Genomic DNA, 12,130 nt, shown 5'->3' with positions numbered 1-12,130 from the left:
TCGGGCGGTCTCAAATCCCGGGGGAGCCCTCATTCGTCAGCTGAAGCGGACCGGCTGGAAGCCGGTGGCTTCGTTCCATTCAATGGATAGTGAATCTCCCGTTACGGCGGTAGACAGGGCGCGCGCCCATTCTTAGGCCGCCTTTTTATCTGGCTGTGCCCGAAAGTTTCGGTCTTATAACGGACCCGCTGTAACCCGGTTGCGAATTTACAAAGCGCAGCGGTTGTTGGTGCTTGACGGTGCGGATGGTGTCTTGAAGACCTACCCCATCGGTTTGGGCTTCGCACCCGAGGGCCACAAGCAGTTCGAGGGGGATGGACGGACGCCGGAGGGTTCGTATCTGATTGGTCGGCGGAATCCGAAAAGTCTCTTCCACTTCTCCATCGGCATTTCCGCCGACATCGCGTTTGCGGAAGCGCTTGGTCGACCTCCCGGAAACGACATTTTCATCCATGGCGACCCGAGACCCGGGGCCGACCCCATGGATGTCCGCGATTGGACGGCAGGCTGTATCTCGGTGTCGGACCGTCAGATCGAAGAATTCTACGCCATGGTGCGGAAGGGGACGCCCATCGATATCTACGCCTAACGATCAGGCAAAGCGACGGCGCAGTGCGACGTTGATGGCCTCGATGGCAACGACCATGATGATGACTGCGAGCGTCACACTGGCAGCCTTGTCGTATTGAAAAGAGCGCACGTAGGTCTGGATGTAGAAGCCGATCCCGCCTGCACCGACGATGCCGAGGATCAGCGACTCGCGGAGGTTGAGCTCGAACCGGAAAATCGTGTCACGAGCAATAACCGGCGCCATTTGGGGCCAGATCGCGTGCCGAAGACGCGCCAGCGGTCCAGCGCCCGCGCTTTCGAGCGCCGCGATGGGCGCCCGGGAAACACCGTCAATCGCTTCGGCATAGAACTTGGCGAGCATTCCGGTCGCATGAAAGGCAACGGCGATGATGCCGGGCAGCGGGCCGAGGCCGACGGCGCCAACCATGAGCATCGCCACAAGAATCAGAGGTATCGCCCTGATGAAGGCGAGAAGCGTTCGAACCGTTCGATAGAGCGGCGGAGACACCATCGTTTCGGACGCAAGAATACCGAGCGGAGCCGACAGGACCACCGCTCCCAGAGAGCCGAGGATCGCAATCCTGAGCGTTTCGGCGCCGCCCTTCATGATCTCCCTCATCACGGTCGGATCAGGGGGAAACATCCGGCCGAGAAATTCTGCGATCCGGGGCCCGGCCGACAGGAGACGCGAGAACTCGACGTCGGTCGTCATGAAAGACCACAGAATTGCACCGGCGACCAATGTGCTGGCCGCGAAACCGCCGATCCCGCGAAACCGCATCAGGACACCGCTCGCAGACCGACACCGGGCATCCGCGCTGTGTCCCGGTATAGGTTCGCAGTCGCCTCCTCGCTCAGGTCGAAGGTCGGGACATCGAAGACGATGCGCCCACCGCTTATACCTACGATGCGTTGCGCGAAACGCCGCGCCAGATCGGGCTGATGCGACGAGAACAACGCCGTTGCGCCGCGCGCTCGTGCCGCCCCTGTCAGCAGCGTCAGAACCTCGGCTGCCCGGGCGGGGTCGAGACTGCTTACCGGCTCGTCTGCAAGGATCAGTCGCGGCTCCTGCGCCAGACAGCGTGCGATGGCAACGCGCTGCCGCTGTCCGCCGCTGAGACTGTCGACTCTGCGCTCGGCGAGATCGGCGATGCCGCAGTCGGCGAGCGCGGCCAGCGCAGTTTCCAGATCATGCGAAGTCGACGATCCCATCAAGGCGCGCAAGGGCGACATGCGTCCCAAGCGGCCATTGAGAACGTTGCGTAGGACCGTGGACCGTTCAACAAGGGCGAATTCCTGGAACACGAAGCCTGTGTCGGGGCGTCGCGCGCGCAGAGGCGGTCGATCGGGATCGAGCGACGCTCCCAAGACCGAAGTTCGCCCTTGCCAGCCCCGGAGCCTACCGTCGAGCAGTGCCAGGAGCGTCGTCTTACCCGCACCAGAGGGACCGAGCAGAGCGACGCTTTCCCCCGTGGGAACGAGGAGAGAAATCCTTTCCAGAGCCGGAAGATCCGAACCCGGATGAGCAAAGCTCAGGTCGTCGATCTGCACGGCCGGACTCATTTCAATAGTCCGTATCGCCTCGCCAAGTCGCGCACACCTTCGTAGGCGGCGGGATCGGCTCTGACGTATCCATCTGGCCCATAAAGAAAGCGCAGTTTGTCGCGGTGCTCTGGCTCGTTCAGCATCATCATGGCATCGACGAACCGCGTGCGCAGGCCAACGTCCAGCTCTGGCCGAGCGATCACCACGTGGCTGGGAATGGCATCGCTCTCCGCGATCCAGGTCACCTGCGACTGCTGCTCCGGCGTGAGCAAGAGATCGGCATACTGACTGGCGCCTGCCGCCGCGACCAGCCCCTCAGCCATCGCCTGCATTGCCTGTTGATAGCCACCCGCGAAGAAGACCCGTCCGAAGAACGCGTCGGCGGCCTCCGGGCGGTCGATCAGCCCCGCGCGCTCGAACTCGGCGAGCGGGTAAAGATAGCCCGACTCCGATATCGGATCGGCGAAGGCGATGTCCCTACCGCGCAGGTCGGCGAGCGACTGAATCCCGGCGTCGCGGCGAACGAAAACGCGGCCGGTGTAGCTCGGATCACCGCGGTAGACCTCGGACAGGAGCGGGATCGCGTCGATCTCGGCCTCGGCGAGAACAAAGGGCAGCGCCCCCATGAAGGAGATGTCCGCGTTACCGTTCCTCAACGCCTCGACCGCGGCGGCATGGTCAATGGTGACGAAGCCCCCGACAGGCGCGCCGATTTGCTCGGACAGCCAGCCTGTGATGGCCTCGATATCCCCCAGCAGCTTGTCGGGATTTTCCTGCGGGATAAAGGCAAGGCGTAACGTATCGTCTTGCGCGGCAAGGGGCGCCGCCAGAAGCACTGTGCTTGCTCCAGCCATGGCCAGAACGACTCTGCGGTTCAGTTTCGTCGCCATCAGAAGGCCCTTTCGTCAATCGCGTTGGCGTCGGACTTGAACGCGCTCCAGCTTGCTTCCGCGGCCACCCAGTCCTCGTCGCGCACCGCAGCGCCGACTTCTTCCAGCCCCTTGGCCAGCGCGTAGACATCGGGGCGGGCGGCAAGATTTGACATGGTGCTGGCGTCGGCCGCGAGATCCGCCGCGACAGTGTCGACCAGCAGCAGGATATGCTCCGCATCCCGCTGTGGGATCAGCGTGTCGAGTGTCGAGGCAAACGTCGTGAGCTCGGAAAATGCCAGCCGGAAGGCTGTGTTTTCGCTGCCGAAGGCCTCATAAGGCTCATCCGCCGCGCCCACAGCTTCCAGATAGGCCGTGAGGTCGTCACGATCCGCCTCGGTCAGCCCAAGCGATTTCGCCTCGTCGAACCAGTCCACGACAGCCGCCAGTGTCGGCAGCGATCCGTCGTGGAAATAGGGTGCTGTATAGACGGTGCCGAGCAGTGTTGGGGTATCCAGTGCACCGGCACGAGCGCCTTCATAGACCTGCGCGACTGAGCCGATGTCGTGTGCCTGACGATCCAAGAAGTTCGCGTCCGGGACATGACAACTGGCGCAGGAACGGTCGCTGAGGCCTGCGAAGGGGCGGTTGAAGATCGCCTCGCCGCGTCGGGCGCCCTCTGGCGCGGCACTGGTAAGCCTACCATCGACTGTCAGCATGGCGTTGGGCAAAAAGTCGAACTCGAGCATGTAGGCGACCAGCGCGTCCAGCATGAAGGGCGTCGGCTCCTCGCCGGCGAACTCGTTGACGATCACGTTGCGGCTGAAATCGCGCAGGGAAGCGAAGCGGCCATCGCGGCCATAGGGTCCGGTGAAGCGCAGTCCGCGCAGGCTCGGAATATCAATCGGGTCGTCGCGCCGGTCGTTGAAGATGGGATTGAAGAATGCGCCATCCACGTCGATCGCACCGGGCTGGTGGCTGGCGCCGGGGATGAAGAGCCGCTGGTTCACGTCCGAGCGGTTGTGACAGGTCGAACAGGCGATTCCGATATCACGCGCAGGACTGCCGAAGATCTGCGCGCTGTCGAACAGCATGTCGCCATAGGCGACGAGTGGGAGGTCCGTTTCATCTATGCCCTGCTCCTCGAAGTTGAGCACAAGCAGCGGCAGCGGGTCCTGATCGAAAATATCCGAGCCGGGCGGCAGGCTTGGCGGCACTTCGACGGATCGGCCACTCAGCACCGCTGTTTCCGGTAGAGCGCTCAGCGTCCGCCGCGTCGTGAAAGTGTCGGGGAGATAGTTGTCGGCGAGATAGTCAGAGATGACTGCGCGCGCGGTTGCCATTGCCTCGGTGGAGGTAGGTGTCGTGCCTGCGCCAAGGAGACCCGGAGAACCCGCGCTGCTGGCAAGTTCCAGCCATGCGCGACCGATACGCTTCGAAGCTTCGGAATCGGCGGCGGCGATGCCGTCTGCGAAGGCGCGATAAAGTTCACGGGCTTCGCGAACGGCCCGCTGCGCGGTCGCCGGGCCTTCGGCCGCAATGGCCCGATCCAGCTCTTCTTCGAGCCTAAGCGCGATCAATCGCGTCGCCTCGGTGAAGACCGCATGCCGGTCCTCGCTCGTGATAGCATCCATGAGCTTGTCAGGCTTCACGTCGCTATCTTCATCCAGACGCGCCAGCGCGCCGAACGAGAAATGCGAGTTGCGGTGAGGTTCAGACCAAGCGGCCTCTACGTCGTCCCAGGGCAACGGCTCGAGATTTCCGAGGAAGAGTGTCAGCCGATAGGCGGCCGCTTCGGGAAGCCAGGGCGCCTCCTTGGCAGGAGTCGCCAAAGCAGAGCCAGAGAGGGCAAGCGCCCCTGCAAAAGCGGCAAGCAACAATGCAGGAAATCTCAAGGTCACAGCGTTCTCCAGTCTCAAAAGTTAGACGATGCTAACATATATAGACAATGCTAACAAGTTGTCATTCCCGCCAGATCGCGGCAATGTCCTGACATGACGAAGTTACAGATACATGGACGTGAGGCGTCCGACGCGAGCGACAGGGATGCCAAGGCGCAAGCGGAAGGCTTCGCGACCGTGCGCCAGGCGCATGAGAGCGAAATGGCCGAAGACTATGTCGAACTGATCGCCGAGCTGATCGAGTTGCAGGGCGAAGCGAGACCGGTGGACATCGCTGAGCGCCTGGGTGTGAAACCGCCCACGGTCACCAAGAACATCTCAAGACTAAAGGAGGCAGGCCTCGTTTCCCGCGAGAGGTATAGGGCCATTTTTCTCACCCCTGAGGGACAGAAACTGGCGGAGGCCTGCCGAAGGCGTCACCGTATCGTGGTGGCGTTTCTCCTGAGCCTTGGGATCGATGAGGAAACGGCGGAACGGGACGCCGAGGGGATCGAGCACCACGTAAGCGAGACAACTCTGGACGCCTTCGAGAGGGTGGTGACGCGCTTCAATGAACAGCCTTGATCTACCAGTTGCGGCTTCTGCCGGCGATCAATGGAGGTCCGGTCACGCAGCCGGGTAGCTGGTGAAAACCTCTGCTCCACCGTCTTTGCGAACGAGGTAAACTTCGTAGGACTCCCTGTCGTCCTCGGGCCCCATCCCTGGAGACCCGTAGGGCATGCCGGGCACGGCGAGACCGATTGCATCAGGCTGCTCGGCGAGCAGACGGAGGATGTCGGCAGGCGGCACGTGGCCTTCGATCATGTAGCCTTCTACTTCGCCCGTGTGACAGGAGTGCATCTCCTGCGGGATGCCATTCTCCAGCTTGTGACGGATCAGGAGCGTGCCCATGCTCGCTTCGGTGGTCACCGTGAAGCCCGCGTTGCGCAGGATCTCCACCCAGGCAGAGCAGCATCCACAATTGGAGTCCTTCACCACGTGAATGGTGGGCGCGCTGGCTTGGGCAGCGGCAGCGAAGGGAGCCGCAGCGGCGAGGCTTGCGGCGGATGCGAGTAGGCGGCGACGGGTCATATGGATCATGGAGGCACTCCTCGTAGTTCTACTACTTCTGTTCGCTGGCGGCAGTCGCGTCAAGGCGACCGCGCGCCACTTTTGTAGCTCCGGTCCGGCCGGTCCGGCTTTCCCGCTCCGGCCGGAAGGTCAGCAGCCGGAGTGCGTTGAGCGTCACGAGCACGGTTGCACCGGTATCGGCGAGGATCGCAATCCAGAGGCCAGTGATGCCCAGAAGAGTCGTCACCAAAAATACAACCTTCAGACCCAAGGCGATGGCGACGTTCTGACGGATGTTGCTCATGGCCGCGCGCGCAAGCCGGACCAGTCCGGGAATGTCACCTACACGGTTGCGCAGGACCGCCGCGTGCGCGGTCTCAAGCGCCACGTCGGTGCCCGAGCCCATGGCCACACCGACCTGCGCGGCGGCAAGCGCCGGGGCGTCATTGATCCCGTCGCCGACCATCATGACTTGCGCGTCGCGCCCGAGATCGCGGAGCTCGCGCACCTTGTCCTCTGGCAGAAGGCCCGCGCGGTGTTCGATTCCAAGACTGCTGGAGATAGCTGCGGCCGTGCGCGCGTTGTCGCCGGTCAGCATCACCGGCGCGATGCTCATCGCACGTAGCTGGCGGATGGCTTCGGCCGCGTCGGGGCGGGGCTCGTCGCGCAGAGCAATCAAGCCGCAGGCGGTGTCGTCGCGCCAAACGATCACGACCGTCTTTCCCTCCCGCTCGAGCACGGCAGCCTGCGCCCGAGTTTGCTCGCTCATTACGCGGGACTCTTCTGCGAGCCGCGGCGAGCCGACCGTCACGGTCGCGCCGCGAATCATGGCCTCGGCGCCCTTACCCGCGATAGCACGGGCCGCGCTTGATGCGGGAATATCCACATCGTCCGCTTCGGCGCGGGCCAAGATAGCCAATCCGAGCGGATGACTTGCGCCACTCTCGACCGCCGCGGCCAGCGAGAGCACTTCGGCCGGCGTTCCATCTATCGGCACGATGTCGGTCACGCGCGGTCGACCGGCTGTCAAAGTTCCTGTCTTGTCGAATGCGACATGGGTAACCAGGGCCACGGCCTCAATGACCGCTCCGCCCTTCATCAGCAGGCCGCTTCGGGCGCCAGCAGAGAGGGCCGAGGCGATCGATGCCGGGACCGAGATTACCAGCGCGCAGGGGCAGCCGATGAGTAACAGCGCCAGCGCCCTGTAGATCCATTCCCCCCAAGCCAGTCCAAAGGCGAGCGGAGGAACGGTGGCCACGAGCATAGCCGTGCCGACGATTACGGGCATGTAGACGCGACTGAACCTGTCGATGAAGCGCTCTGTCGGGGCGCGGGCGCTCTCCGCTTCCTCGACCAGGCGGACGATGCGCGCGATGGTGTTGTCCTCGGCCGTTTTCTCGACTCGCACTCGCAGTGCCGCCTCGGTGTTGATAGAGCCGGCGAAGACCAGACTGCCCGGCTCCTTGAGATCCGGAACGCTTTCCCCCGTCACCGGGCTTTCATCGACACCGGACGTGCCGTCGATCACTTCTCCATCGGCGGGAATACGGTCGCCCGGGCGAACCATCACTGTCTGACCGATAGCCAGGCTCTCCGCCGGGACCTCTCGGGTCTGCCCGTCCGTCTCCAGGAGGGCCGTCTTCGGCACCAGTGCCGCCAGAGCCCGGATGCCATTGCGCGCCCGGCTGGCGGCAACGCCTTCCAGCATCTCGCCAACGGCGAAAAGAAAGACGACCAGTGCGGCCTCCTCCGCCGCGCCGATCACCAGTGCGCCGCTTGCTGCGATGGTCATCAGCATCTCGATGGTAAAGGGCATGCCAATCCGCGCCATGGCGAAAGCACGGCGAGCCACAGGAACGAGCCCGATCAGGGTGGCCAGGACGAACGCCCATTTCGCAACGTCTTCAGAGGTCAGCAGATGCACCGCCCAAGCCGCCGCCAGCAGCGCACCTGTGCTGAGCACGAGCCACCCCTTGGACGTGGCGTGCCAGGTAGGTTGCGCCTCTTCTGACAGCCGTGGGCGCTTGTGCTCATCGTCATTCCCGAATGTGGCGGCGTCGGACCCGGTGAAGGCCCCCTCGGGCAAAACAAACCCACCTTTCGGCTTCTCTGGCGCGCTCCCCCGCGGCGAGATCCCGTAGCCGATGGCCCGCACCGCTTTCTCGACCTGGTCTGGCGTCGATCGGGCTTCATCCAGTGTCAGGCGCAGCCGTTCCGTCATCGGGGCAACATCGACATCCGAGACACCGGGCAACCGCTCAACCGCACCGCGGACCTTGCCCGCGCAGGCGCCGCAATCCATGCCAGTCACGCGCCACTCGATCTGGTTCCCGCCGTCTGCCATGTCCGTTTTTCTCCCGCGTGCGACTCGCTGAGCCACACAGATAGGACCTCTACCCACTGTAGGTTCAAGACCTCCCGATTGCGGAGGACTTGTTGGACCCCGGCCAAGTAATCTATAGCAACTGTAGACACAGGGAAAAAATCTCATGCTCGCTATTGGCACCCTTGCGAAGCGGACAGGCACGAAGGTGCAAACGATCCGCTACTATGAACAGATCGGTCTGATGCCGGAGCCGGGCCGGACGGAAGGCGGCCAACGCCGTTATGGCAATGCCGAGCTGGACCGGCTGGCTTTCATCCGTCACTCCCGCCAACTCGGCTTTTCGCTCGACGCCATCCGCGAGTTGCTGGATCTCTCCGACAGCCCCGGCCGGTCATGTGCGGAAGTCGATGCCATCGCCCAACGGCAATTGCGTGAGGTCGAAATCCGCATCGAACGGCTTGAAACTTTACGAACGGAACTGCGTCGGATGATTGCCGAATGTGGAAGCAATCGCGTTGCGGACTGCCGCATTCTCGAGGTGCTGCGGGATCACGGCCAATGTCTGACCGATCATGTGAGAGCTGAACGCTGATGCCGGCGGCGTTGGCTTATCCCATGGCCGCCCTCGCGGAGATTGCCGGCGCGGGAATGTGTCTCGGTGGAGCTGCCGAGATATGCGTCGCTCCGCGCGTCGTGTAGAAATGCCTTGAACCTACAGTCACTGTAGCGATTACATCGGTCTCCGGACGATTCGAAGGAGACCAGCCATGCAAACAACCACACCACGTCTCCAGCCCTCGCGGCTGCTCGACTTCACCGCCGGCTCGATCGAGGACCTGATCTCAAGGCGTGATTGGCGTGATCTCGACGAGCACCGCCGCATCGGGGCCGCCTACGATTTCGTCCGGAACGAGATCCGCTTCGGCTACAATCGCCGGGACGATATCGCCGCGTCCGAGGTGCTGAAGGACGGCTATGGCCAGTGCAATACCAAGGCCACGCTGCTGATGGCGCTCTTGCGGGGCCTCGGCGTCCCCTGCCGTCTGCACGGCTTCACGATTCACAAGGCGCTCCAACGCGGTATCGTGCCGGAGGCAGTGTATGCCCTCGCCCCTGCGGAAATTCTGCACTCATGGGTCGAAGTCCCACTGGACGGCTCGTGGATCAATCTCGAGGGCTTCATCCTCGACGCTGCCTATCTCTCAAGGCTCCAAAACGCATTCCCGGAACGACAGGGCCTCTGCGGATATGGCGTAGGAACCGACGTCCTCGGTGCACCGCCCGTCGACTGGCGTGGCAGCGACACCTACATCCAGAAGACCGGAATCGCTCGCGACCTTGGTCTCTACGACAGCCCCGACGCATTTTATCGGGTGCACCGCCAGGCCTTCGGTCCGCTGCGCGACTGGCTGTATTCCCGCGTTGTCCGACACTGGTTGAACGCCAGGGTCAGACGGATTCGCGCCGGGAAGGTTCCGTCGATCCCGGGACTGTTGGAAACCCAGACCGCTCCTTGCCAGTTAATACCTCGTGCAGGCGGGTTCACTCCCCCAAAAGCCTGAGGAGGATGCATGGAGAATCTTTGGATAGTCATCGGACTGGCCCTTCTTCCCGGACTTGGCAACCTTGCTGGAGGCATGGTGGCCGAATATCTCCCGACCTCGCCCCGGCTTCTCAACCTCGCGCTGCATGCAGCCTCCGGCATCGTGATCGGTGTCGTGGCGATCGAGTTGATGCCCGAAGCATTGAGCAACCTCGCTGGATGGTGGATCGCCACAGCTTTCGCCGCGGGTGGCACGGCCTACGTGGGGGCCGACAGCCTCATCAAGCGCATGAAGCCGACGGGCAGAGGAAAAGGCGGCAGCGGGATGTGGATGATCTACGTCGCCGTGGCCGTCGATCTGACCGGTGACGGCCTGATGATTGGGTCTGGGTCCGCCGTCGCCACCTCGCTTGCCGTCGTCCTCGCAGCCGGTCAGGTGCTTGCCGATTTCCCCGACGGCTATTCCGTCGTCGCGAACATGCGAGAGAAGGAGGTGCCGCGCGGCAGGCGCATCGTCGTCTCCCTCTCATTCCCGATCTTTTGCCTCGCCGCGGCCCTGCTCGCCTGGTTCCTTCTCCGCAACGCGCCGGACGCCGCGAAACACGTTGCCCTCGTTTTCGTGGCCGGGCTGCTTACGGTGGCGGCGGTCGAGGACATGATCGAGGAGGCCCACGATGCGGCGGACGACACGGCAGGGTCCATGCTCTCGTTCGTCGGCGGCTTCGCCCTTTTTGCGCTCGTCTCCGCCGGACTGGGGACGATCCTGAGCGCCGAGAGTTCCCGGAAGCAAGATAGCGCAGTCCAGAGGGTTCCAGTGGAGTTGACAGATGCCGCATGACCACAGCCACGCGCACATGGACCCGGAATCCGGTGACCGCAGGGTCTCAATAGCCATCTGGGCGAACGCCCTTTTGACCGTGGCGCAAATCGTCGGGGGCATCCTCTCAGGCAGCCTCGCTCTTGTCGCGGACGCGCTCCACAATTTCTCAGACATGGCCTCCCTGATCATCGCATTCGTTGCGCGAAAGATCGCGCGCAGGCCCGCAGATGAGCGCATGACCTTCGGCTACGGCCGGATCGAGATCGTGGCGGCGCTAATCAACTACACGACCCTGATCCTCGTCGGCGTCTACCTGATCTATGAGGGCGTGATGCGGATGATCGAACCGACGGAAGTCGCAGGCTGGACCGTCGTGATCCTGGGCGGCGTGGCGCTGGCCGTGGACACGCTGACGGCCCTGCTGACTTACTCGATGCAGAAGGGCAGCGTGAACATCCGCGCGCTTTTCCTCCACAACCTGTCGGACGCGCTCGCCTCGGTCGCGGTGATCATCGGCGGAACGCTCATCATCCTTTACGATCTACGCTGGGTGGACCCGGCGATCACCATCCTAATCGCGCTTTACATCCTCTACCTTGCTCTGACCGAGATCGGCGAGCCGATCCGCACACTCATGCTCGGCAGCCCACCCGGCATCGACGGCAGGGCAGTCGTCGATGCAGTTCGCCGCATCGAGGGGGTCGAAGACGTTCACCATGTGCACCTGTGGCAGATGCAAGAGCACGATGCGGCACTCGATTGCCACGTTGTTCTAACCGAAGACGGCTGGACCCGCATCGAGGCCATCAAGGCCGCGATCAAGCACCGGCTGGAAGCTGATTTCGGTATCACGCACTCGAGTCTCGAATTCGAGAACGTCGAACACGCCCATCAAGATGCCGAACTCTTCGGCCACGACGGAACGAAGAGAAAGGAGGACGGCCATGTTAAGTGAACCACTACCGGCTGACGCCGGTAGCATCATGTTTTCCATGTAGTTCGAGGTACTGAAGTATGATGTCGTCGGTCACGTTTCCCGAAGTGGTCGAGAAATACCCACGAGCCCAGAACCGGCGGCCCCAGTAGCGCTTTCGCAATTCGGGGAACTCCATCTGGACCCGGCGCGAAGAGCGACCCTTGATACGTTGCATGACCGTGGCGAGGGCCAGTTTCGGCGGCACACTGATGAACATGTGGACATGGTCACGCGCCACGACGCCCTTGACGATGTGCACGTCGAGTTCTGCGCAGGTTTGGCGGATGATCTCGCGAAGACGTTCCCGCATCGTGCCTTGCAGAACCTTGAACCGATATTTCGTGGCCCAGACGACGTGATACCGATGGTAAAATGTGGTATGGCTGGCTGTAGAATAGCTCATGAGGGCTCCCCCGGGATTTGAGACTTCACCCTTCGGGCGGTCTCAAATCCCGGGGGAGCCCTCATTCGTCAGCTGAAGCGGACCGGCTGGAAGCCGGTGGCTTCGTTCCATTCAATGGATAGTGAAT

The 12,130-nt window shown here is 62.8% G+C and carries 12 protein-coding genes and 1 pseudogene; 6 read left to right on the top strand and 7 right to left on the bottom strand.

All coding sequences use genetic code 11. The annotated features are described in order from the left end of the window. Positions 1 to 136: 136 nt before the first annotated feature. A pseudogene (locus BMW90_RS25395) lies at positions 137 to 589 on the top strand (L,D-transpeptidase family protein); the annotation flags it as partial. Between the two features lie 3 nt (positions 590 to 592). On the opposite strand, the gene phnE reads toward BMW90_RS25395, so the two are convergent. The 4 genes from phnE to BMW90_RS25375 are packed head-to-tail and all read right to left on the bottom strand — an operon-like array spanning position 593 to position 4,885. Then, positions 593 to 1,351 carry a phosphonate ABC transporter, permease protein PhnE gene (gene phnE, locus BMW90_RS25390; RefSeq protein ID WP_074840502.1) on the bottom strand — a complete coding sequence of 253 codons (759 nt, stop codon included), beginning with the start codon at positions 1,349 to 1,351 and terminating at the stop codon, positions 593 to 595. Beyond that, positions 1,351 to 2,121, bottom strand: coding sequence for a phosphonate ABC transporter ATP-binding protein (locus BMW90_RS25385; RefSeq protein ID WP_244526627.1), 771 nt, complete (start codon positions 2,119 to 2,121; stop codon positions 1,351 to 1,353). Before BMW90_RS25385 ends, phnE begins: the two co-directional genes overlap by 1 nt. 8 nt (positions 2,122 to 2,129) lie before the next feature. Beyond that, positions 2,130 to 3,005, bottom strand: a complete 876-nt coding sequence (locus BMW90_RS25380) for a phosphate/phosphite/phosphonate ABC transporter substrate-binding protein (protein WP_074840498.1) — start codon at positions 3,003 to 3,005, stop codon at positions 2,130 to 2,132. Next, complete coding sequence (locus tag BMW90_RS25375) at positions 3,005 to 4,885, bottom strand: cytochrome c peroxidase (RefSeq protein WP_139211555.1); 1,881 nt, start codon at positions 4,883 to 4,885, stop codon at positions 3,005 to 3,007. The genes BMW90_RS25380 and BMW90_RS25375 overlap by 1 nt, the downstream gene beginning before the upstream one ends. A gap of 93 nt (positions 4,886 to 4,978) precedes the next feature. On the opposite strand from BMW90_RS25375, the gene mntR reads away from it, so the two are divergent. After that, complete coding sequence (gene mntR, locus BMW90_RS25370) at positions 4,979 to 5,449, top strand: manganese-binding transcriptional regulator MntR (RefSeq protein WP_074840494.1); 471 nt, start codon at positions 4,979 to 4,981, stop codon at positions 5,447 to 5,449. 42 nt (positions 5,450 to 5,491) lie between these two features. On the opposite strand, the gene BMW90_RS25365 is transcribed toward mntR, so the two are convergent. Together BMW90_RS25365 and BMW90_RS25360 are read right to left on the bottom strand one after the other, a co-directional pair. Further along, positions 5,492 to 5,965, bottom strand: a complete 474-nt coding sequence (locus BMW90_RS25365; RefSeq protein WP_074840491.1) for a DUF411 domain-containing protein — start codon at positions 5,963 to 5,965, stop codon at positions 5,492 to 5,494. Positions 5,966 to 5,987: 22 nt separating this feature from the next. After that, on the bottom strand, positions 5,988 to 8,279 hold the full coding sequence (locus BMW90_RS25360) for a heavy metal translocating P-type ATPase (protein WP_074840489.1): 2,292 nt from the start codon (positions 8,277 to 8,279) through the stop codon (positions 5,988 to 5,990). 145 nt (positions 8,280 to 8,424) lie between these two features. Between BMW90_RS25360 and BMW90_RS25355 the strand changes: the two genes are divergently transcribed. The 4 genes from BMW90_RS25355 (at position 8,425) to BMW90_RS25340 (ending at position 11,579) form a co-directional block, all read left to right on the top strand. Further along, on the top strand, positions 8,425 to 8,853 hold the full coding sequence (locus BMW90_RS25355; protein ID WP_074840488.1) for a MerR family transcriptional regulator: 429 nt from the start codon (positions 8,425 to 8,427) through the stop codon (positions 8,851 to 8,853). Between the two features lie 175 nt (positions 8,854 to 9,028). Further along, complete coding sequence (locus BMW90_RS25350) at positions 9,029 to 9,823, top strand: transglutaminase-like domain-containing protein (protein ID WP_074840486.1); 795 nt, start codon at positions 9,029 to 9,031, stop codon at positions 9,821 to 9,823. 9 nt (positions 9,824 to 9,832) lie between these two features. Continuing rightward, positions 9,833 to 10,642, top strand: a complete 810-nt coding sequence (locus BMW90_RS25345; protein WP_074840484.1) for a ZIP family metal transporter — start codon at positions 9,833 to 9,835, stop codon at positions 10,640 to 10,642. Beyond that, positions 10,632 to 11,579: a cation diffusion facilitator family transporter gene (locus tag BMW90_RS25340; protein ID WP_074840482.1), complete on the top strand. Its 948-nt coding sequence runs from the start codon at positions 10,632 to 10,634 to the stop codon at positions 11,577 to 11,579. Before BMW90_RS25345 ends, BMW90_RS25340 begins: the two co-directional genes overlap by 11 nt. 4 nt (positions 11,580 to 11,583) lie before the next feature. Here the strand turns inward: BMW90_RS25340 and tnpA are convergent, their stop codons facing one another. Then, positions 11,584 to 12,003 (bottom strand): IS200/IS605 family transposase, encoded by a 420-nt coding sequence (tnpA, locus tag BMW90_RS25335; protein ID WP_074840480.1) that lies wholly within the window; start codon positions 12,001 to 12,003, stop codon positions 11,584 to 11,586. Positions 12,004 to 12,130 lie beyond the last annotated feature (127 nt).

Origin of the sequence: Marinovum algicola, assembly GCF_900109145.1 — a bacterium.
Taxonomy (GTDB): Bacteria; Pseudomonadota; Alphaproteobacteria; order Rhodobacterales; family Rhodobacteraceae; genus Marinovum; species Marinovum algicola.
The sequence above is the reverse complement of the archived record's forward strand: the minus strand, read 5'-3'. Positions and strand labels throughout refer to the sequence as shown.